The following is a 20,792-nucleotide window of genomic DNA, read 5'->3' on the forward strand; positions in this document are numbered from 1 at the left end:
AAAGTGGTGGTAAGATCGCCATTCTCAGTCCTCGGCGAGTGGTGGGTTTGTTTGGCGATAGATCAGATCGCTCAAACAGGACTGAGTTCCCTTCCTTTGATCTACTATTTGGAACAGCTATTTAGCTGACTGAATTTAATATAAAAAACCACCTAAATGGTGGTTTTTTAACGAGTGCTTGATTAGTATTAACTCACTTTGATCTATTCAGTAACAGAGAACCCTATGGCAAAACATATCAGCTTTGGCACGCCAGTTAACGATGCCGAGCGTTGGGCATTCAGTTTACTTGCCGAAGAGCTTCCCGATGATTATTTGCTACTAACCAATGTCGAAATCCCCACGCAATCGGGACAGGCGATGGAGGTTGATGCCCTAGTCGTTGGGGAATGGGGGGTATATGTTGTTGATGTTAAAGGTTACATGGGAAGACTGAATGCCGGGCTACATGCATGGCTACTCGATGGTCGTGATGTGGATAACAGCCTAGCTAAGGCCAATTATGTTGCCCGTGTACTCGCCGGTAAGCTCAAGCACAAAATCCCCGTGGGAGTTTATGCTCCTTGGTGCCAAGGCATGGTGTTTGTTACTGGACGCAAAGGGGAGGAAATTGAGCTTGAGAAGGATGAAGGCACACTGAGTATTTACACGCCCAAGCAGATCATCGCCGCGTTAACCAAGGAATGGGGCTTAACGGCTCCACACAAGCATCCGGTAACGGAAAAGCAAAAGGAAATAGTGCTCAATACCATAGGTCAAGTGGCATTGGTGGAGCAACGCAATAATAAGATCCAAGATTTTATTAAGCTAAAATGCTTGTTTTTACAGCAAGGACTGGAGGTATGGCAGGCCGAATATCAACCGGGAGGTTGGACTGCACCATGGTTACTGAAGATTTTATTACCCATTCAGTTCGACCACGGTGAAGAGGCCGCGGTGCATGAGCAGCGTTTACGGGATGAATTTCAGCGCATGCAGGCACTATCAGGGTGCAGTGGCGTCCCCTACTGCGCACCGCTGATCCAAGACGGCGAACAATTAGTGCTGCCTATCCGCATGCCGCGTGGCTTGCCGATGAATATGCTCTCGCTCACCGAATTAACAACCTATCAATTACTTGAAATACTTCGCCGCTCTGTTTCGAGCCTACAGCAAATACATCGTCGCGGTTATACCGTTGGAGGGTGGGCGGAAAACTGCGTATTTATTTCTGAGGAAGGTGACGTTGAGTTTATTGATATTAAAGACTCTATTTCAACCTCGGCGGATATTCAGCAGTATGCGAGTCGTTTTCTTGCCCTCGCGGAACAAACGCGCCAGCCACGCATTTACCAATGGTATCGACAGGCCATAGCAGGAGGCACCAATGATTTGGATGCACTGCGCAGCGATCTCAGTGCCATTATCGACATTGGCGTGTGTGATACGTTACCGCAAGCTATTGTTATCAAAGAGGGAGCAGTCGTTGATCACCATTACCGCCTCGAACGCCTGATCACCGAATCCGTCCATAGTCAATTGTGGCAGGCATTACACCTTCAGGGACAATATGCATGCGGATTATCAATTTATCATCAGGTCGATGCCGATTGGCCAATGCTAAGTAACCTCTATCGCAGTTTATCGAAGATATATCATCCCCATATTGAAAAGGTGTTAGCTTTTGGCCAATTGCCAGAAAGCGAAGCGCTATTTATCGCTAGGGCATGGGAGCAAGGCGACGCTATTGATACTGTGTCAAATATTGAAATAGGGCAACCGAGACAATGGTTTACTCAGTTATTGTCCGCGCTGCAATACTTGCATCGCCTTGATATTTTCCATGGTGCCATTTGCCCCAAAAACATCATTTGCCATGCTGACAAGGCGGTATTAGTGAACTTTGGGGTCGGACTCGATATTGCAGCAAGCTATTATGCGGCCCAATATGCCGATCCAACCCTATGGTCATTTGAAGGTCAGGCCGAGCGGGATCTTTTTGGACTCGTCGCCAGCTTTATTGATGCGCTGACCCCTGCCTCCTTGAAAGGAGATATGGGGCAAAAAGACATCATTAATGCGTTGCATTCATTTGATAAACAATGGTTTGGAGAGGAATTGTTTGATGCTTGTCACCGAGTGCTCTCCTTTGAGTTAGCCTTAGATCCCAAACGCAGTTATGCCGAACAGTTTGGTATTGTTTGCTAACTTTGCTGGGTTGTTAAGGGGAGGCTAGGCGGCGCAGGGCGCGGTCGAATCCAGTTAGAGCTTTTAGTGCAAATCGTGGGGGTGGGTGGGATTTTTAGCTTTTAAATCAGAGTCAAAGTCGTGGGGCTTCACCTCCTATTTTTTATAAAGAGTCAACCAAGGAGGATTGCTCGTCCTATCAAAAACGTCCATGTTAAATGGCCAGCTCGATATCCCTATCTCGCGCTCAAAACGGCCTTCGCCCTGAACATTTATCAAGACACCCATTGTTAAATTTTGCAATGCTGATGGCTCTTTGTATTAACAGCTAAAACTGAAGTGACAGAATACACCTTCCCTCGGAGTTGCCGCAGGGCATTTGCGTTCGTTGCGTGAGCGAGGCATGGAGGCCGAGATAGCGTCAGTCGAATCAGGGACGAGCGTCTGACGCGATAGCATAAGGACGCTAAATGCCCAAGGGGCTTTCAACTCCGTTGGGGCGTCTTGGTGCATCCAAGGAGGATAGGACGAGCAGTCCTCCTTGGTCGGGTGTGGGTTGAAGACCCACGACTTTGATTCATCTCGGCCGTTAGGCCGCAATGATTAACAGTCGAAAGATCGGACTTGCACAACTCTTTTGAGATTGAGGGCCAATGCCGAGATCACAGAAGTTCACCTTCCCCTCGGGATGCCGCAGGTACTGGTCCTGCTGCATTTAAAACAACCCTACTGCGAAAAACGGTATATCTGCAATCTTCTTTAGTGAAATGTTGTGTTGGGTATTATTTCATATGAAAGATGTTGTGTTAGCGCTATGGCACATACCTAGTTTACAGATAAATGCTTCCACGACTTTCTAATCGCCAAAATCTAGGTTATTACTATTCTATCAGTAAGATAAAGCGCTGAACCCGTTTGATAAAGTGACTTCTGTTGTCACTGTTTGAGTCGTCGTTACGGGCTGCCTTGTCGTGTCCACTGTGGAAGGCTGTTGGTTGGAATACTACCTAGGAGAAGGCCCGCTTATCGCGGTGTTCATCCTAAAAACAAATTATTAATCAGTGCAGGAGCAAATATGAAAAAAGTGGTAATGATTGCCATGGCGACGGTCTTACTGGGGATGGGTGGATGCTCGGTAAAGGAAAGGGCGATGAGTGGGTTTCAAGTTGTGCCCTTTGATGCGTTCAAAACGAGTGAAACTAATCCCAATCAGCGTATTTATAAGGAGCAGGGTGTAGATCTGCGCCAGTACAATCAAGTGTTGCTCGATCCATTACAATTTATTCGTCAAGAGAATGGCCAGTGGTATCTATTAACAGCTAATGAGCAGAATGAGATTGGCCGTTATTATCATACGAAGTTTAAAAATGAATTGACGAAAAATGGAGTCAAGATTGCGACTGAGTCTGGCCCTGGCGTGATTAGAGTTCAAGCTGCGGTGACAAATTTCGATTTAACTCGACCAGAGCTTAAATTACGCGATTTATTACCGGCGAAGATTGCCATTGATGTGACAAAAGAGGCAATAGGTATGGAGCCTTACTTGCTCAAGGTTGGCAGCATGTCGCAATTGCTCGACTCACAAAGCGGTAAGTTATTAGTGCGAGTTTTAGATGCTCGCGAGAGTGAAGACACTACCCAAAAAGATACCCCAATTAGTGCAAGCGAGCTGGAAAAGATGATCGACCAGTGGGCTGCGAGTCGCGCTAAACAGTTAGCTGATAATTTGGGAAAATAAGCGTACAAGTCTATTCCTAGCCATCAGTGATACTTGTCGTTGTTGATAAATTAATATAAACCCCAGTAAAAACTGGGGTTTATATTTTATCGATAGGATAATACTCGAGCCGTGACAACAAAAAAGCATGCAGTGGATAACCTGCCTTTAGTGATGGTCACAGATATTGAGCGTTAGGTTGCTGGGTAAGGCGAGCCAGCGTATTGCGGAGCATAAAACGTCCTTGTTTAATGCTTGTGCAAGACACTTCGGAGATTAGCAAGTAGTAGTATGAAGGTGTGTTTATGCCTCTTCCTCTATTTTAGGGCGCTGGGCACTGCAACATTGATCCTGTAAAAAATGTACGAGTCCTTGTAATAATTGATAATCGGGTACGCAGTACAATACTCTTCCTTCACGTCGCTGCGAGATAATCCCCGCTGATACTAAGGCGCTAATATGATGCGAGAGTGTAGAACCCGGGATCTGCAACTCTTCTTGTAGTTGCCCCACGGCAACGCCTTCGTAGCCACCCTTTACCAATATCCTGAACAGGGCAAGACGAGTAGGATGTCCGAGTTCTTTCAATACTTTAGCTGCATTTTCAATATTCATATTGATACTGTTGTTTTCGTTCATGCCATCAATTTATTCGATAATACCAGAATTATCTATCTTTAAGCGGCTTCAAAAAGCACTGCTATCCCCAATGAGTATGAACTTTATCTGTGGTTGATACTGTGTTCACACTATATTTCTGCATTTATGGAAATTTAGTGTTGAAAATTGTCGTTGTCATAACTATTATTCTAGAAAATTCGAAATGTTTTGAGGATAGAAATGAATCCACAGCTCATCACTATGCTAAATGAAACGGTAAATATGTTTGCGTTTATTGCGCTTGAGTTAACCTTGTTATTCCTTGTGATTAGCTATCTCGTTGGTATGCTTCAAGAGTTTGTTACCCCTCAAAAAGTGCAATCCATTTTGAGTTCGCGTAATGGCAAAGGATATTTGATTGCTGCTTTACTTGGTTCTATTACGCCATTTTGCTCTTGCTCAACGATCCCATTCTTAAAAGGTTTACTCAGGGCTCGTGCTGGCTTTGGTCCTATGATGGTGTTTCTATTTGCTAGCCCATTACTAAACCCTATCATTGTGGGATTATTCGTGGTCACTTTCGGCGTGAAAGTCGCGGTATTTTACTTTGTCATGGCAATGGGAGTATCGGTCATTGCGGGCTATACCCTTGAAAAACTAGGATTCGAACGATATGTGCGTAAAGAGGCTTATGGTCAAGAAAATGTAGAGCACTCAAGTTGCTGCGACACAAAAGCAGCACCAGCCTTATCTTTATGCGGTGAAACCACTAAATTAGCGCCGATTGTATCCCTGTGTAGTGATGTAAAGTCTTCACCTAAGATGTTCCTTTATGCTGATGTTAAGCCTACTTCAGCACTATCTTCCTGCTGCGAAACCAAACCAGCACCGTTAGCATCTTCCTGCTGTGGGACAACATCGGCGTCGGCTACTCCTGGTGCTGATATCCCGACTGTACCGCCTAAACTCGATATTGTGAGTCGTTCATTGCGAGTTTGGCGCACCACATGGAAGGACTTTAAGCATGTATTACCCTATCTTTTTGTCGGGGTGTTACTCGGCTCATTTATCTATGGCTTTATTCCCACTGAATTTATCGTGAACTATGCTGGCGAGGCAACTTGGTATGCCATTCCTGTTGCTGCGGTTATTGGCATTCCCCTTTATATTCGTGCCGAAGCCGTCATCCCTCTCACAGCGGCATTAGTTCAAAAAGGTATGGCAATGGGCTCTGTGATGGCATTTATCATCGGCAGTGCTGGCGCGAGTATCACTGAAGTGATTTTGTTAAAAGCGATCTTTAAAAATCAAATGATTGCTGCCTTTCTCGGCGTTATTTTAGGTATGGCTATCGCATCAGGATTTCTTTATGGTTTAGTCTTTTAAATAAAGACTCCTACGCACATTAAACCTAATACGCTTTTGATGTGTCTTTAAGTGGTGCGAATAAAGGGCTTGGGGAGTAACCAAGTCGTTAGATATGGACGTTGTTCGACAAGGACTCTCGTTCGTGAGTCGGTTAAAAAAGCGATCAAACCTAAAAACAAAACCCCAGTAAAAACTGGGGTTTATTGTTTGAGCCTATGTTGGCAAAGGTTATCCTGCCAAGCTAATCAATGCGTTATTTGATAAACGCGAAGGCATCGCCGTAGAGATGGGCTTCTTCAACACCCATTTCGCGGAAGATTTCGCGGGCGGCACCGACCATATCGAAACGTCCTGCGATATAGATGTCATAGCCATTGAGGCTGATAAAATCTTGTTTGATTTGCGCGAGCAGATTGGCGGTTTTACCTTGCCAGTTTGCTGGGGCCTCTTCAATAACGGGCACAAAATGCAACCAAGGGTGAGCGTCGTGCCATGCGCGGGCGATGCTTTCGTAGTACATGGCATCTTGGGTGCGGCAACCCCAGTAGAGGGTGGTTTCGACCTGTTGGCCGAGGGCGATTTGTTGCTCGACAATACTCTTAATGTAAGAGAAGCCAGTGCCACCGGCGATCAATAAACGTGGGCGCAGGCTGTCGTGGCGTAGGTGAGCGTCGCCACCTGGCGCTTCGATGTCGATATGCGTGTTATTACGCAATCTTTCAACTACTTGCATTGGATAACTTTCGCTGACGGCCGCACCAATATGAAGCTCAATCACTTCGGCATTAGGGGCGGACGCGATAGAGAAGGGACGTTTATCTTTTTCACCCATCACAACACACAGGTATTGTCCCGCTTGAAACTCCAACGGGGTGTCAGGCTTTAACCACACCTGATATACGGCGTCGTTAAAGGGGGTTACTTTCTCTATCTTACAACGTATGGTTTTCATCAAACTTCCTTTGCACCTTTTTATTTTGTTAGAGGTGTCGCATTAGGGCCATTCGCGGCCAATTCTCTTGGCTTAAGTGGGTACGTCGTGCTTAAGCTGAATTATAGGGTTGGGCTGTCGTCTATACCTAACTCATCCCAGATTGAGTCGATTTTTTGCTTAACCTTAGGGTCCATCACAATCGGTGTGCCCCATTCGCGGGTGGTTTCGCCTTCCCACTTATTGGTGGCATCGAGGCCCATTTTGGAGCCGAGGCCCGCTACGGGAGAGGCAAAGTCGAGGTAATCGATAGGGGTGTTATCGATCATCACGGTATCGCGTTTAGGGTCCATACGGGTGGTAATGGCCCAAATCACATCGTTCCAGTCGCGGCAATTGACATCGTCATCGACCACCACAATAAACTTGGTGTACATAAATTGGCGCAGGAAGGACCAAGCGCCCATCATCACCCGTTTCGCATGGCCGGGATATTGTTTGCGAATCGAGATCACTGCCATCCGGTAAGAACAACCTTCAGGAGGCAGGTAAAAATCAATAATTTCAGGATATTGCTTACGCAAAATCGGCACAAACACTTCGTTGAGTGCCACGCCTAACATGGCGGGTTCATCCGGTGGACGGCCAGTGTAGGTGCTGTGGTAAATCGGATCTTTACGATGAGTAATATGGGTCACAGTAAAGACGGGGAATTTATCCGTCTCGTTGTAGTAACCCGTGTGGTCGCCGTAGGGGCCTTCTTCAGCCATTTCGTTGGGATCGATATAGCCTTCGAGGATAATCTCGCTGCTGGCGGGTACTTCTAAATCACAGCTTAAGGCTTTGCAGACTTCGGTGCGTTCACCGCGCAGCAGTCCCGCAAAGGCGTATTCGCTCATCGCATCGGGTACTGGGGTTACCGCGCCTAAAATAGTCACAGGATCTGAGCCTAAGGCTACAACTACAGGGTAACGCTCACCGGGGAATTGCTCTTTAAAATCAGCAAAATCAAGCGCGCCACCACGGTGGGATAGCCAGCGCATAATGAGTTTATTCTTACCTAGCAATTGTTGGCGATAGATCCCAAGGTTTTGGCGATTCTTACGCGGGCCTTTAGTAATGGTTAAGCCCCAAGTGACCAGCGGCGCGACATCGCCCGGCCAACAATGCTGAATCGGTAACTGGGTTAAATCGACTTCATCGCCAGTTTTTACCACTTGCTGACAGGCGGGATTACGCACCGTCTTGGGCGGCATATTCAAGGCTTGCTTGAACATAGGGATTTTTGCAATTGCGTCTTTAAAGCCGCGTGGTGGCTCAGGTTCTTTTAAAAACGCTAATAGCTCACCGACTTCGCGCAGCGCTAACGGGTCGTCTTTACCCAGCGCCATGGCGACACGTTTTGGAGTACCAAAGAGGTTAGCCAGCACTGGCATGGAATGATTGGTTGGATTTTCGAACAGAAGTGCAGGGCCTTTGGCACGCAGAACGCGATCGGCGATCTCTGTCATTTCTAAATGAGGATCAACGGGGTAGCTAATGCGTTTGAGTTCGCCATTGGCTTCCAGATGATCGATAAAGCTGCGTAAATCCTTAAAACTCATGTGGAAATAGCCTCTGCAGTGGAAATCCGTGTGGCGCGCACTATAGCATTTTTCTGTTTTAGGGTTAAGCTATTCAGTGATCTTCCAGCTTTGGAAGCGTAAAATACTTGTCCTAGGTCGGTGTTTATTTGACCAACGCCCGGTATATCGAGGTTTATATGAGATTCTATTCATTCCTTGCTAAAGATAAATGCCTTAAACATCAATCGGTTTCCTTAAGTAAGCACGCGGAGCCTTGGCATAAAACAGGCTTGGCTTTGTCTTTACTCGGCGCCTTGTTGATCGGTGATCTTGCCGCGCCAGATTGGGCGATTGCGGGGGATCGAGGCACAAATGATCGCTATAGCGAGAGTTATGGGCGCCAAGATAATCACTATAAAAAGCATCATAAACATAGTGATAGCCATCGTTACTATCGCCCATATTACCGTCCCTATTATCCTTGGGGATTGGGTTTAGGAGTTGGCTTAGCGACGGGCTGGAACCTTGGCTATGGCTGGAATGATGGGATATGGAATGACGACTGGCGTTGGAATCGCGAGCGTTACTGGCATTCACCTTATTCAGGCATCGGTTTGTCGATCCCGACGGGCTATGATGATACGCCAGTGGCCATTTCTGCGCCTGTGCGTGTTACCACCAGCATGCAATATTCGCCGAGCGAAGGTCGGATGGTGTCGAATATGCCAACCAATAGCGCAACTGTAATGTCGGCGGCCTCGACGGCGAGAGCTTCAACAGTCTCAGCGGAGCCAACTGCCGCAGTTCCCCGGGCGCGGGCGGCGCGCAGTGTGTCGAGTCTGCCGAGCAATGCCAGAATAGTGCAGCAAGATGGCCGTACCTTATATGAATGGCAAGGCACGCTTTATGCCTTCGATTGGAATAGCCAAACCTATCAAGAACAGTTAGTTAAGTAATCCATTTTTATCAACGCTTCTATAACTGGAGCCCCGAGTGGGCTCCTATTTTTTTCTTAGCCAGTTGTCGTTTTACAGAATCGCGGAGAAATCGTTTGCAAGCAGTTCAACCCAACTCTCACTCCCCAGCTCAAAGCAGTGCGCTTTGGGTGTTGTTAGCCTTGGCATTAGGCACTTTTGCCCTAGGCACCACAGAGTTTGCCGCCATGACCTTAGTGCCTTATATCGCCAGCGATTTAAGTGTCGATGTCGCCCATGTGAGTTATGCCATCAGCGCCTATGCCCTTGGGGTGGTGGTGGGATCGCCCATCATTATGGTGCTGGGAGTGAGGATTAAGCGGCGCACCCTGTTAATCGCCTTGGCCGCCATGATGGCAGTTGCTAATGGTTTAAGTGCCTTGGCGCCCAGCTTGAATTGGTTAGTCTTTTTCCGTTTTTTAAGTGGCTTGCCCCATGGTGCATATTTTGGTGTCGCTATGTTACTGGCGGCGTCCTTAGTGCCGCCAGAGATGAAGGCTCGAGCGGTTTCTCGGGTGATTATCGGCTTAACCTTAGCCACTATCGTTGGCGTGCCCTTCGCGACTTGGATGGGGCAAACCGTCGGTTGGCGCTCTGGTATCGGCATAGTGGCGATTATTGCCGCCGTTACCGCGGTGATGCTGTATTTTCTCGCCCCGAATGTCGCCGTACCGCAAAATGCCAGTCCGAAAAAAGAGCTGCAAACCCTAAAGAACCGTGAAGTTTGGCTCACGCTCGGCATTGCGGCTATCGGTTTTGGTGGGATTTTCTGTGTGTATACCTATCTGGCCGAGACCTTGATCCAAGTCACCCAGGTCGAGCCCTTTAAAATCCCGGTGATGATGGCGGTCTTTGGGATTGGCGCCACCTTGGGCACTTTAGTCTGTGGCTGGGCGGCGGATAAGTCGGCGCTGGCGGCGGCATTTTGGTCGCTGGTGTTAAGCACCTTAGTATTGGCGCTGTATCCAAGTTTGACGGGATCTTATTGGGCATTAATGCCGATTGTATTCTTTGTGGGTTCGGGGATTGGTCTAGCAACGATAGTGCAGGCACGATTAATGGATGTGGCTCCCGATGGGCAAGCCATGACGGGCGCTTTAGTACAATGCGCCTTTAACCTTGCTAATGCCATTGGCCCTTGGGTTGGCAGCTTAGTGATCTTATCTGGCCAAGGTATTGCCGCGACTGGCTATGCCGCAGCACTTTTATCCCTTGGCGGTTTAGTCATGTGGTGGTTAACCCACAGGGAGAGCCGCCGCGCTGATAATCTTTGTACTGCAAACTGTATTGATTAAGCCGACCATGACGGCGCAGATCCATCTCTGCGCCGCCTATCGGTTAATTTCTTAACTTTTTAACCTCTTTGTATGGTGATATCGGCGATATAACCGTGCTCAGTAGCGAGTAGCGCTTGTTTTAGCATGCCTGCGGCCTCATCGGCGGACATAAAGCTTGAGGTATCTAGACTCTTACCACTGCTTGGCCAAAAGCCGGTATCCATACCGCCGGGATAAACCGCAATCAACTTCATTGGACTTTGCTTGAGCTCCAAACGTACCGATTCGATAAAGCCCCGCACCGCCCACTTGGCGGCGCAGTAGGTCGATTCACCCGCTTTGGCGGCGAGGGCGGCGGTGGACATAACGATCACCACCTTAACCGCTTGCTGCTTATAGCGTTTCACCAATTCACGCACCAGCAGAATCGTTGAAGTGACATTGTTATTTAGCAGCGCTTGGATTTCGCTCGCACCTTGGGTTTCCAGTGCGCCAAAGTAACCACTGCCAGCGCAGTGGATAACCGTGTCGGGGGCATCGGTAAGGCCATCGAATAGCGCTTCGACACTCGCTTCGTCTGCTAAATTGGCACTGATGGCGCTAATGCTTTGATTCGAAAATGGGCTGAGGGCATTAGCCACAGTATGAAGACGGTTGGCATCGCGTCCCGTCAGTGTAAGTGCTTGGTTATCCTTGGCATACAGGGCGGCTAATGCTGCGCCTAAGCCACTGCTTGCGCCAGTAATCAGTATCATCTTTACCTCTAAATTCTATTTCGAAGTCTAAGTTTCGATCAGAGTGAACAGCGGCTGGTCGAAGGCGACCTCATCTCCGTCTTTCACCCAAATAGCGCCGACTATACCGTCACGCTCGGCATCGATGGGATTTTGCATTCGCATGGCTTCGATAATGCAAAGCGTCTCGCCGCGAGCCACCCGTTGACCGATGCGCACCAAGGGCGGCTCGGTTTGGCCTTGCGACGCATGGAAGGTGCCCACCATGGGCGATACTTGCACAAAGCCTTCAATCACAGGCAGGGCGTCACGGGCTTTCGCCAGCTTTGGGCTTGATGCTGTGGAGGGCGGTGGATTGTGCGCGCCTTCGAGTGTGCTTACTGTATGCGGGCCGTAGCGGGTGATGCGAATAGACTCTTCCCCTTCGGTAATCGCCAGCTCTGCAATCCCAGATTCCTGCACTAATTCAATCAGTTTTTTGATCTTCCGAAGGTCAACGGCCATGGCTTGTGGCTCCCTGTGCTCACGCTTATCGCGTTTATGCCTTTAATCTTTTAATCGCCGCCGCGAGGGCAAACTCATAGCCTTGGGCACCGAAACCACAAATCACTCCAATGGCCTTATCGGACAAATAGGAGTGGTGGCGGAAAGGTTCGCGGGCATGGACATTAGATAAGTGCACTTCATAAAAAGGAATATCTACCCCAAGCAGTGCGTCACGCAGGGCCACGCTGGTATGGGTAAAGGCTGCGGGGTTGATAATAATCATCTGCGCATCGGTAGCATGGATCGCGTTGATCAGTTCAAATTCGGCATTCGATTGAATATGCTCAAGTTCAACACCTGCTGCTTGAGCTTGTTCACTCAAAATGGCAACGATATCGGCTAAGGTTTGATGACCGTAAACACTGGGTTCGCGGCGGCCAAGGAGGTTTAAATTGGGGCCATTGATGAGCAGAACTTTATGATTCATTACGCTTTCCTTTTACGACATGCCTTAACGGGTTGAATGCCATTAACTTAACCTGTTCGGGCGGATTTTGCATTATGAATGTCGTTACTGTGCAAGCTGGGTTAATCCAACTTAATCTGGCGCATAGCCTTAGTGGCACCACGTTGTTTTTTGGTGTCTAAGCGTTTGGTTTGGCTGCTTTTGGTCGCACGGGTGGGGATACGTTTTTTGGGCACGTCGGCCACGCTGGCAACTAGGGCGATAAATTGTTCCAATGCGGTTTGCCGATTCGCCTCTTGGCTGCGGCTCGCCTGACATTTGATAATGATTTTGCCGCTGGCGGTAATCCGATGATCGGCTTTTTGCAGCAGGCGCTGCTGATAAAACTCGGGTAATGACGAGTTTCTGATATCAAAAATCAATTGGGCGGCGGTGGAGACTTTATTGACATTCTGCCCGCCAGCCCCGCTTGAGCGGATAAATTGCCACTCGATTTCATTTTCCGGAAGTTCCACACGGTTTGAGATTTTTATCATGGCAGACTTAGGGTTTTGTCCAATTGCTTTGAGAAGCGAGCAATAACTGCTTATGGCTTTTCAATAGATTTGTTATCATCGGGCGCATTCTTGCAGGGCAGGCGTGGTTGCCCGTTCGCAAAATAGTGTTCTCGTTTCGGAGTGCCTTTATGTTATGCCAAATCCCCGATATTGCTAAGGGTGTTATCAGTCTTTTCGCCAGTGGTCGACTCTCTTCAACCGATTATCGTACCCGCTTACAACCGGCCATTAAGAGTTACCGCAAGGATTGGGGACAGGTTTGCCTGTATATTGAGGCGGACGTCTTACTTGAAGGTTGGGAATTTGAGTCGCTAACGGGCAGTGGTGAAGTCCAACTTCCTAATTTTGAAGCTTTAGTATTTGTTGGCGGCCCAGATTGGGTGGGGAATGCTGTGCGTTTACTCGGCCCCTTTATGCAGGGCGAAGTCGCTTGGTTCCCCTTGGAGCAGAAAGCCAAAGCCATTGCGTGGATCGCTAAACGTTCAACTTTTTAATGACCCATGGTGGGTATAACTTATAGGGAATTAACTATGTCTTTGTTGCAATTGATAACGGCCAAACCGACCGCTAAATTAGGCGCTATCGCCCTAGTGTTGGCCTTTACCGCAGGCTTAAGTGCCTGTGCGCCAGAGGTAGGTAGTGATGCTTGGTGTAAGCAAATGAAGGAAAAACCTAAAGGTGATTGGACGGCGAACGAAGCGGCCGATTACGCCAAACACTGCGTGTTTAAGTAAGTTTTTCAAGCGAATAGTGTCACAGCTTGACAGATTAATCCTTGCAAGCTGTGAACTTATGCTTAAAATCCCTGTCTTAAGTTTGCACAAGCTATTGCTGAATTATGACTAAATCGTCCAAAGGTGATATTTGATTTCGACCGCTAAGCCATTCTTTAGCCGAATGGTGACCCTACTGATAGCCATTATCGTGCTGCAATTTGCGGGCGCGAATTTGGGTGCCCATCAGTTACATGCGGGTAATGGCGTTGAAGAAGCCGAGAATCATCCCCACCTACAATTTAGTGCTCCCGTGACCACCTTAGCTCAATGTGTGGATTGTGTGTGCCCCAATGAGCAGACTCCCGGATTCAGCACCGAGCAGTTTGGTGAAGCCGCATTCAATGCGGGCGTATCGACTGCCAGTGCTAGTAGCCACTCTCATTTAGTGCAAACCACTGAAATTCAAAACTTTGACCTTTGCCTTGATTGCCAATGCCATGGCGGCCATGTGGCGTTACTATCTCATTTTGAAAGCCAAACCCTAACGGCATTCGAAACGGCTTACATGCCAACGGATTTAGCCTATTTCCCTCCAGATCAATTACCTAAGTACCGCCCACCCATCGCTTAACCCTCAATATCTGCTTATTTCTGGTTGCGTATCTATTGTTCGGGCGCGCCGCAATAAGCCCTTAATTTATCCCCAAAGCAAAGGTTTTATTAACCTCGAACGTGTTTGGCTCGCGCTAGCGCTTTGAGCTTATTCGACATTTTGCCTCTGGGGAGCATTCGATTGGTATCCGCACGTCGATGGCGTAGGGCCAATCCTATTTAGATATTGTTAGGAATTGCGATGAAGAAAACCATTATCGCCCAGACCTTGTTTGGCCTGTTGAGTACGCTAGTGCTCGTTGGTGGACAGGTGAATTACGCTGTTGCAGCAAGCTCAAGCCTAGACGTCAAAGAGCTAGATGCAGTAGCGCAAGGTGAACTTTTAACCCAAGAAACTCAAACCTCGCTGAATCAGTGGTTACCAGAGTTACTCAAGCAAATTAACCAGTTGCCAGAGGTGCAGGCGCAAATTGCTCGGCAGCAACAGGCGGAGCTGGTGATTGCCGCGGCGGATCGCGCCGTCTATAACCCTGAACTTGGACTCAATTATCAAAATGCCGACACAGATACCTACAGCCTAGGGCTGAGCCAAACCATCGATTGGGGCGATAAGCGTGGCGTAGCAACCCGCCTTGCCCAGCTTGAGGCGCAGATCCTGTTAGCGGATATACAGTTAGAACGCAGTCAGATGTTGGCCGAGCGTCTATTAGCGCTGGCCGAGCAGTCGCAAAGCCACAAGGCGCTTACTTTTGCAGAGCAGCAATTAAGATTTACTCAGGCACAGCTCAATATTGCCGAGCAGCGCTTTGCCGCGGGAGATTTGTCTGATGTTGAGTTGCAACTGCTTAAACTCGAACTGGCAAGCAATACCGCCGACTATGCTCTAGCCGAACAAGCGGCCTTAGTCGCCGAAGGTAAAGTGATTGAGTTACTTGGGGTTGATAAGCTCAAGTTTAGGGAGTTCATCTCTGATATTGGCCAATTTGTGTCGATGATTGCCCCGAGAGCGGAATTACCCGCATTGACCAGTGCCCATCAGCAGGTGTTATTGGCAAAGGCCAATGCCATGAAGGTTAAGGCTGATACAGCGGCGGATCCCACCATCAACCTTGGTCTCGAACGGGAAGGCTCTGACAACAAGTTTGGCGTCGGTGTGGCTATCCCCTTGCAGGTTCGTAATAACTACAGTGAGTTACAGTCGGTTGCAGATAAGGGCATCGCTATCGCAGAGCAGTCCTACTTAGCCCGTGAGCGAGTGCTTACTGCTAAACAGGCGCAATTTAACAATGCCTTACCCCGTTTACTGGCTCGTTACCAAGATTGGCGTGAGCGAGTCGCAGCCTCGGGGAGTAAAGCCGCTAAATCCTTAAGTGAACAGTGGCGCTCGGGCGATGTGAGCACCAGTGAGTATTTACAGAGTCGGCGACAACTTGCGGCCAGTTATTTGGTCGGTTTAAACCTCGAAACGGCGATTTATCAGAGCTGGTTAACCTGGATGGGGGACAGCGGTCAACTGCTGCCCTTTATCGATTCGTTAACAGCCACTTCTCCCACTAACGCCGTGCCAGCCAAGTCAATCGTGAGGTCACACTAATGAATTCAACTTTTCCTAAATCTGTTTTTCACTCTTTCGCCAATGTGTCTGCAGCAGGTTTCATATCGGTGTTTACGCCATCACGTTTAGCGTTGGCACTGATGCTCACCTCGTTAACCTTGATTACGCCAACGTCAGCATTTGCTGGTGACGGCCATGATCATGCTGGCGAAAAACAAGTTAACAACGCAGCGAAGAGTACTGCTGCCGAGCAAGCACCGGATGACCATAGCGAGCAAGCATTAACCTTTACGCCTGCGCAGTTGGAGCTGGCGGGAATTCGTTTGTTACCCTTGAGCAGCGATAGCTTAAGTCTTGCCAATTTAAACCTCGATGTTCGAGCAACGGCTTCTTTAGTGGTTGATCGTGATAGAACCGCGACCTTAGCGCCACAGCTCGATGTTCGCGTACAAGCGCGCCATGTGGTTCCCGGCCAAGAGGTGAAAAAAGGTGAGCCTTTACTTACCTTGGGTGGCACAGCCGTTGCGCAGGCACAGGCGGACTACATTAATGCCGCTGCTGAATGGAGCCGCGTGCGCCGCATGAGTGAAGGCGCTGTGAGTGTGAGTCGCAGAATGCAGGCTCAAGTCGATGCCGAACTGAAACGGGCGATTTTAGAGGCGATAAAAATGACCTCGGAGCAAATTCGTACCTTAGAGTCGACCCCTGAAGCTATCGGTAGCTATCAACTGTTGGCGCCTATCGACGGCCGTGTGCAGCAAGATATCGCCATGCTAGGCCAAGTGTTTAGCGCAGGCACGCCATTAATGCAGTTGACCGATGAGTCGCACCTTTGGGTTGAGGCTCAGCTAACGCCTGCGCAGGCCGTCAATGTGAAGGTGGGTGCCCCAGCCTTGATCCAAGTGGGAGATAAAACCTTAGCAGGTAAGATTATCGGCCGCTCCCACGAGCTGGATAGCGTGACACGTACTGAGCAAGTGTTAGTCAGTATGCCTAATCCTGATCATGTGTTGCACGCAGGGCAATTTGCCGAGCTGTACTTTGCCGATGCCTCTCAAAACATGGCAGCGGCGAGTAGCGGGTCAGGTATTTCATCGGGAATTGTATTACCCGATGCAGCGTTAACCCGTAGCAGTGATGGCGATTGGCAGATTTTTATTCAGGATGAGGATGGTTTTGAAGCCATTGAGGTGGAGCTGGTGCAGCGTCAGCGCGGCTTGAGTTTAGTTCGCGGCAGTGAGCTGGATAAAGCACGGCAGGCACAATTAAAGGTGGTAGTTGCAGGGGCATTTTTCTTGGCATCGGAGCAGGCGAAAGCTGGTTTTGATATTCATGCCCACTAATCGCGATGCCTATCACTGTGCCTATGATTCTCGCTTAAGGAATTCTTATGTTGCAAAAAGCAATCGAAGCCGCGATTAAAAATCGGCTATTAGTGGTGTTGGCGCTGCTGGCGGCGGTCGCTGCCAGTGTGGCCATGTTGCCCAAGTTGAATCTCGATGCCTTTCCCGATGTCACCAACGTACAGGTGACCATCAATACCGAGGCTGAGGGCTTGGCCGCCGAAGAGGTAGAAAAACTCATCAGTTATCCGGTCGAATCGGCCATGTATGCTTTGCCTGCGGTGACTGAAGTGCGTTCGTTATCGCGCACAGGCTTGTCCATTGTGACGGTCGTCTTTGCTGAGGGCACGGATATTTACTTTGCCCGACAGCAAGTGTTTGAGCAGTTACAGGCGGCGCGGGAGATGATCCCAAGCGGGGTGGGTGTGCCAGAAATTGGCCCTAACACCTCTGGATTGGGGCAGATTTATCAATATATTTTGCGGGCGGATCCAAGTGCAGGCATCAATGCCGCCGAGCTGCGTAGTCTTAACGACTACCTCGTCAAACTTATCTTGATGCCCGTTGGCGGCGTGACCGATGTGTTATCTTTTGGCGGCGAAGTTCGTCAATATCAAGTGCAGGTCGACCCTAATAAGTTGCGTGCTTATGGCTTGTCGATGGCGCAGGTGAGCGAGGCGCTCGAAAGCAATAACCGTAACGCTGGTGGCTGGTTTATGGACCAAGGCCAAGAGCAATTAGTGGTTCGAGGCTATGGTATGTTGCCCGCCGGAGAGGCAGGGCTTGCCTCAATTGCTCAAATTCCACTCACTGAAGTACGTGGCACGCCTGTGCGTGTGGGTGACATTGCAAAGGTCGATTTTGGTAGTGAGATCCGCGTTGGCGCAGTGACGATGACGCGCCGTGATGAGGCGGGGCAGGCGCAAGCCTTGGGCGAAGTGGTGGCGGGTGTAGTGCTTAAACGGATGGGCGCTAACACTAAGGCGACGATTGATGATATCGATGCGCGGATTAATCTGATTGAGCAGGCGTTGCCCAAGGGCGTGTCCTTTGAGGTGTTTTACGACCAAGCAGACTTAGTGGATAAAGCCGTTACCACAGTGCGCGATGCGCTGCTGATGGCTTTTGTGTTTATTGTGGTTATCTTGGCGCTGTTCCTTGTGAATATCCGCGCCACCCTGTTGGTGTTGCTGTCTATCCCTGTGTCCATCGGTTTGGCGCTGATGGTGATGTCCTACTATGGCCTTTCAGCCAACTTGATGTCCCTCGGTGGGTTAGCGGTGGCCATTGGTATGTTGGTCGATGGCTCAGTGGTGATGGTTGAGAATATTTTCAAACATTTAACCCAACCGGATCGCCGTCATTTAGCTGAGGCAAGGGCGCGTGCCGATGGTGAAACTGACCCGTACCATGGTGATGAGGATGGGGGTGTTAACGCTGATGATGACGAACATCAGGGGAATATGGCCGTGCGCATTATGCTGGCGGCGAAAGAAGTGTGCAGTCCTATCTTCTTCGCGACGGCGATTATCATTGTGGTGTTTGCGCCGCTATTTGCGCTGGAAGGGGTTGAGGGCAAGCTGTTCCAACCTATGGCCGTCAGCATTATTTTGGCGATGATTTCCGCCTTGCTGGTGGCATTAATCGCGGTGCCAGCTTTAGCGGTATATCTGTTTAAACGTGGAGTTGTGCTGAAAGAAAGTGTGATCTTAAGGCCGCTGGATAGCGCATATCGCAAACTGCTCAGAGCAACGCTAGCGCGTCCTAAAATGGTGGTACTCAGTGCGGCACTGATGTTTGTCATGAGCATGGCATTGCTGCCTAGACTCGGCACCGAGTTTGTGCCCGAGTTAGAGGAAGGCACGATTAACCTGAGGGTCACGTTAGCACCCACCGCTAGCCTTGGCACCTCTTTGGATGTCGCACCTAAGCTTGAGGCTTTGCTGCTGGAATTCCCCGAGGTGGAGTATGCCTTAAGCCGAATCGGTGCGCCCGAATTAGGCGGCGATCCTGAGCCTGTCAGCAATATTGAAGTCTATATCGGCCTAAAACCAATAGAAGAATGGCAATCGGCCAGTTCGCGTTTGGAGTTGCAACGGCTGATGGAGGAAAAGCTCAGTGTCTTCCCTGGGCTGCTACTCACCTTCTCACAACCGATTGCGACTCGGGTCGATGAGCTGCTTTCGGGGGTTAAGGCGCAGTTAGCTATTAAACTCTTTGGTCCCGATCTCGCGGTGTTGTCGGACAAGGGCCAAGTGCTCACCGATCTGGTGGCGAAAATCCCCGGCGCTGTGGATGTGTCCCTCGAACAGGTGAGTGGGGAGGCGCAGCTGGTAGTGCGGCCAGAGCGTTCGCAGCTTGCCCGTTATGGCCTCAGTGTCGATCAGGTGATGACACTCGTGAGCCAAGGTATTGGTGGCGCCAGCGCTGGCCAAGTCATCGACGGTAACGCCAGATACGACATTAATTTACGCCTTGCCGCCGAGTTTCGCAGCAGTCCAGATGTGATTAAGGATTTGCTCTTGAGTGGCACCAATGGCGCAATTGTGCGCTTAGGCGAAGTGGCCAGCGTTGCAGTGGAAATGGCGCCGCCGAATATTCGCCGTGACGATGTGCAGCGCCGCGTGGTGGTGCAAGCGAACGTGGCGGGGCGAGACATGGGCTCTGTGGTAAATGATATTTACGCGCTGGTGCCAAAGGCCGATCTACCTGCTGGATATACTGTGATTGTGGGTGGTCAGTATGAAAATCAGCAGCGGGCACAGCAAAAGCTGATGTTGGTAGTGCCTGTCTCAATCGCCTTGATTGCCTTGCTGTTGTACTTCTCCTTCGGTGCGGTTAAGCAGGTATTACTGATTATGGCGAACGTGCCGCTAGCACTCATCGGCGGTATTGTGGCGTTGTTTGTTAGTGGTACTTATCTGTCGGTGCCAAGCTCCATTGGCTTTATCACGCTGTTTGGGGTGGCGGTGCTCAACGGAGTGGTATTAGTGGATTCGATAAACCAACGCAGGCAGAGCGGCGAGTCGCTCTATGAATCGGTTTATGAAGGCACTGTGGGCCGCTTACGACCAGTATTGATGACGGCATTAACCTCTGCCTTAGGGTTAATTCCGATCTTAGTGTCATCGGGTGTGGGTAGTGAAATCCAAAAGCCGCTAGCGGTGGTGATCATTGGCGGTTTGTTTAGCTCAACGGCGTTGACTTTATTGGTATTACCTACCTTATACCGCTGGTTATATCGACACGATAAATTGCCTGATTAGTTGGGGCTGAGTCTTGGCATGATTTTGTGGTAAGTCTCAATGTTAAAGTTTAAAAATCAGCGAGCTATAGTGTGTGATATAGGCTAGGCTTAGCGCTGGTATTAAGGATAAGTATCTCTGGAGAGAGTATGATCGCAGTCATTTTTGAAGTCGTTCCCACGAAAGAAGGAAAGGAAGAGTATCTGCATGTGGCCGCTGAAATGCGCCAGTATTTAGAAGGCCGCAAGGGATTAATTTCGATTGAACGTTTTCAGAGCTTAACCGACGATGGTAAGGTGCTGAGCTTATCGTTTTGGGATGATATGGCTTCTATTACCCAATGGCGTAATCAAATGGCCCACAGCATTGCCGAGCAGACTGGCATAGTGCCTTGTTTGTTTAACGCTTATCGCATCCGTGTCGCCGAAGTGGTGCAAGATTATAGCGAAACCGTGCACGAAGCCGCAGAGTAATCGAGAC

The 20,792-nt window shown here is 49.3% G+C and carries 19 protein-coding genes; 12 read left to right on the plus strand and 7 right to left on the minus strand.

What is annotated here, in order from left to right; genetic code table 11:
* Nucleotides 1–225 precede the first annotated feature (225 nt).
* Both IEY09_RS17185 and IEY09_RS17190 read left to right on the plus strand, forming a co-directional pair.
* The gene (locus tag IEY09_RS17185) at nt 226–2,187 is read left to right on the plus strand and encodes an NERD domain-containing protein kinase family protein (RefSeq protein WP_188872023.1); all 1,962 of its coding nucleotides are present in this window, start codon (nt 226–228) and stop codon (nt 2,185–2,187) included.
* A 1,054-nt stretch (nt 2,188–3,241) separates the two neighbouring features.
* Entirely contained in the window at nt 3,242–3,904 is a 663-nt protein-coding gene (locus IEY09_RS17190; RefSeq protein WP_037413939.1) for a DUF3313 domain-containing protein, read from the plus strand.
* A gap of 282 nt (nt 3,905–4,186) precedes the next feature.
* Here IEY09_RS17190 and IEY09_RS17195 read toward each other — a convergent pair whose 3' ends face one another.
* Nucleotides 4,187–4,498, minus strand: coding sequence for an ArsR/SmtB family transcription factor (locus tag IEY09_RS17195; protein ID WP_037414026.1), 312 nt, complete (start codon nt 4,496–4,498; stop codon nt 4,187–4,189).
* A 225-nt stretch (nt 4,499–4,723) separates the two neighbouring features.
* Between IEY09_RS17195 and IEY09_RS17200 the strand changes: the two genes are divergently transcribed.
* Nucleotides 4,724–5,869 (plus strand): permease, encoded by a 1,146-nt coding sequence (locus IEY09_RS17200; protein WP_188872026.1) that lies wholly within the window; start codon nt 4,724–4,726, stop codon nt 5,867–5,869.
* Nucleotides 5,870–6,104: 235 nt separating this feature from the next.
* Here IEY09_RS17200 and fre read toward each other — a convergent pair whose 3' ends face one another.
* On the minus strand, nt 6,105–6,803 hold the full coding sequence (fre, locus tag IEY09_RS17205; RefSeq protein WP_037427324.1) for an NAD(P)H-flavin reductase: 699 nt from the start codon (nt 6,801–6,803) through the stop codon (nt 6,105–6,107).
* A 101-nt stretch (nt 6,804–6,904) separates the two neighbouring features.
* Nucleotides 6,905–8,386 (minus strand): 4-hydroxy-3-polyprenylbenzoate decarboxylase, encoded by a 1,482-nt coding sequence (ubiD, locus tag IEY09_RS17210; protein ID WP_144345901.1) that lies wholly within the window; start codon nt 8,384–8,386, stop codon nt 6,905–6,907.
* A gap of 158 nt (nt 8,387–8,544) precedes the next feature.
* Between ubiD and IEY09_RS17215 the strand changes: the two genes are divergently transcribed.
* On the plus strand, nt 8,545–9,303 hold the full coding sequence (locus IEY09_RS17215) for a hypothetical protein (RefSeq protein ID WP_188872028.1): 759 nt from the start codon (nt 8,545–8,547) through the stop codon (nt 9,301–9,303).
* Between the two features lie 95 nt (nt 9,304–9,398).
* Nucleotides 9,399–10,616 carry an MFS transporter gene (locus IEY09_RS17220; protein ID WP_188872030.1) on the plus strand — a complete coding sequence of 406 codons (1,218 nt, stop codon included), beginning with the start codon at nt 9,399–9,401 and terminating at the stop codon, nt 10,614–10,616.
* Between the two features lie 59 nt (nt 10,617–10,675).
* Here the strand turns inward: IEY09_RS17220 and IEY09_RS17225 are convergent, their stop codons facing one another.
* From IEY09_RS17225 to arfB, 4 genes are all read right to left on the minus strand, one after another.
* Nucleotides 10,676–11,353 carry an SDR family NAD(P)-dependent oxidoreductase gene (locus IEY09_RS17225; protein WP_037413948.1) on the minus strand — a complete coding sequence of 226 codons (678 nt, stop codon included), beginning with the start codon at nt 11,351–11,353 and terminating at the stop codon, nt 10,676–10,678.
* Nucleotides 11,354–11,380: 27 nt separating this feature from the next.
* Nucleotides 11,381–11,836 (minus strand): acetyl-CoA carboxylase biotin carboxyl carrier protein, encoded by a 456-nt coding sequence (gene accB / locus IEY09_RS17230; RefSeq protein ID WP_188872032.1) that lies wholly within the window; start codon nt 11,834–11,836, stop codon nt 11,381–11,383.
* A gap of 34 nt (nt 11,837–11,870) precedes the next feature.
* On the minus strand, nt 11,871–12,305 hold the full coding sequence (gene aroQ / locus IEY09_RS17235) for a type II 3-dehydroquinate dehydratase (protein WP_037413951.1): 435 nt from the start codon (nt 12,303–12,305) through the stop codon (nt 11,871–11,873).
* A 101-nt stretch (nt 12,306–12,406) separates the two neighbouring features.
* Nucleotides 12,407–12,820 (minus strand): alternative ribosome rescue aminoacyl-tRNA hydrolase ArfB, encoded by a 414-nt coding sequence (gene arfB, locus IEY09_RS17240; RefSeq protein WP_188872034.1) that lies wholly within the window; start codon nt 12,818–12,820, stop codon nt 12,407–12,409.
* Nucleotides 12,821–12,969: 149 nt separating this feature from the next.
* Here arfB and IEY09_RS17245 point away from each other — a divergent pair, with 149 nt between their 5' ends.
* The 7 genes from IEY09_RS17245 (at nt 12,970) to IEY09_RS17275 (ending at nt 20,785) form a co-directional block, all read left to right on the plus strand.
* Nucleotides 12,970–13,335, plus strand: coding sequence for a SpoIIAA family protein (locus IEY09_RS17245; protein ID WP_023268861.1), 366 nt, complete (start codon nt 12,970–12,972; stop codon nt 13,333–13,335).
* Between the two features lie 36 nt (nt 13,336–13,371).
* Nucleotides 13,372–13,575, plus strand: coding sequence for a DUF3012 domain-containing protein (locus tag IEY09_RS17250; protein ID WP_037413958.1), 204 nt, complete (start codon nt 13,372–13,374; stop codon nt 13,573–13,575).
* Between the two features lie 163 nt (nt 13,576–13,738).
* Complete coding sequence (locus IEY09_RS17255; RefSeq protein WP_037428715.1) at nt 13,739–14,188, plus strand: hypothetical protein; 450 nt, start codon at nt 13,739–13,741, stop codon at nt 14,186–14,188.
* Between the two features lie 222 nt (nt 14,189–14,410).
* Nucleotides 14,411–15,763 carry a TolC family protein gene (locus tag IEY09_RS17260; RefSeq protein WP_037428692.1) on the plus strand — a complete coding sequence of 451 codons (1,353 nt, stop codon included), beginning with the start codon at nt 14,411–14,413 and terminating at the stop codon, nt 15,761–15,763.
* Nucleotides 15,763–17,067: an efflux RND transporter periplasmic adaptor subunit gene (locus tag IEY09_RS17265; protein ID WP_188872036.1), complete on the plus strand. Its 1,305-nt coding sequence runs from the start codon at nt 15,763–15,765 to the stop codon at nt 17,065–17,067. The genes IEY09_RS17260 and IEY09_RS17265 overlap by 1 nt, the downstream gene beginning before the upstream one ends.
* Before the next feature lie 47 nt (nt 17,068–17,114).
* Nucleotides 17,115–20,333: an efflux RND transporter permease subunit gene (locus IEY09_RS17270; protein ID WP_188872038.1), complete on the plus strand. Its 3,219-nt coding sequence runs from the start codon at nt 17,115–17,117 to the stop codon at nt 20,331–20,333.
* A 128-nt stretch (nt 20,334–20,461) separates the two neighbouring features.
* Nucleotides 20,462–20,785: an antibiotic biosynthesis monooxygenase family protein gene (locus IEY09_RS17275; RefSeq protein ID WP_037413966.1), complete on the plus strand. Its 324-nt coding sequence runs from the start codon at nt 20,462–20,464 to the stop codon at nt 20,783–20,785.
* Nucleotides 20,786–20,792: the final 7 nt, after the last annotated feature.

The sequence above is a fragment of the Shewanella xiamenensis genome (assembly GCF_014647135.1).
Classification (GTDB): Bacteria; Pseudomonadota; Gammaproteobacteria; order Enterobacterales; family Shewanellaceae; genus Shewanella; species Shewanella xiamenensis.

Bases quoted from the DNA above. Each gene is read 5' to 3' on its own strand.
- IEY09_RS17185 (WP_188872023.1), top strand. From the start codon at position 226: ATGGCAAAACATATCAGCTTTGGCACGCCAGTTAACGATGCCGAGCGT.
- IEY09_RS17190 (WP_037413939.1), top strand. From the start codon at position 3,242: ATGAAAAAAGTGGTAATGATTGCCATGGCGACGGTCTTACTGGGGATG.
- IEY09_RS17195 (WP_037414026.1), bottom strand. From the start codon at position 4,498: ATGAATATTGAAAATGCAGCTAAAGTATTGAAAGAACTCGGACATCCT.
- IEY09_RS17200 (WP_188872026.1), top strand. From the start codon at position 4,724: ATGAATCCACAGCTCATCACTATGCTAAATGAAACGGTAAATATGTTT.
- fre (WP_037427324.1), bottom strand. From the start codon at position 6,803: ATGAAAACCATACGTTGTAAGATAGAGAAAGTAACCCCCTTTAACGAC.
- ubiD (WP_144345901.1), bottom strand. From the start codon at position 8,386: ATGAGTTTTAAGGATTTACGCAGCTTTATCGATCATCTGGAAGCCAAT.
- IEY09_RS17215 (WP_188872028.1), top strand. From the start codon at position 8,545: ATGAGATTCTATTCATTCCTTGCTAAAGATAAATGCCTTAAACATCAA.
- IEY09_RS17225 (WP_037413948.1), bottom strand. From the start codon at position 11,353: ATGATACTGATTACTGGCGCAAGCAGTGGCTTAGGCGCAGCATTAGCC.
- accB (WP_188872032.1), bottom strand. From the start codon at position 11,836: ATGGCCGTTGACCTTCGGAAGATCAAAAAACTGATTGAATTAGTGCAG.
- aroQ (WP_037413951.1), bottom strand. From the start codon at position 12,305: ATGAATCATAAAGTTCTGCTCATCAATGGCCCCAATTTAAACCTCCTT.
- arfB (WP_188872034.1), bottom strand. From the start codon at position 12,820: ATGATAAAAATCTCAAACCGTGTGGAACTTCCGGAAAATGAAATCGAG.
- IEY09_RS17245 (WP_023268861.1), top strand. From the start codon at position 12,970: ATGTTATGCCAAATCCCCGATATTGCTAAGGGTGTTATCAGTCTTTTC.
- IEY09_RS17250 (WP_037413958.1), top strand. From the start codon at position 13,372: ATGTCTTTGTTGCAATTGATAACGGCCAAACCGACCGCTAAATTAGGC.
- IEY09_RS17255 (WP_037428715.1), top strand. From the start codon at position 13,739: ATGGTGACCCTACTGATAGCCATTATCGTGCTGCAATTTGCGGGCGCG.
- IEY09_RS17260 (WP_037428692.1), top strand. From the start codon at position 14,411: ATGAAGAAAACCATTATCGCCCAGACCTTGTTTGGCCTGTTGAGTACG.
- IEY09_RS17265 (WP_188872036.1), top strand. From the start codon at position 15,763: ATGAATTCAACTTTTCCTAAATCTGTTTTTCACTCTTTCGCCAATGTG.
- IEY09_RS17270 (WP_188872038.1), top strand. From the start codon at position 17,115: ATGTTGCAAAAAGCAATCGAAGCCGCGATTAAAAATCGGCTATTAGTG.
- IEY09_RS17275 (WP_037413966.1), top strand. From the start codon at position 20,462: ATGATCGCAGTCATTTTTGAAGTCGTTCCCACGAAAGAAGGAAAGGAA.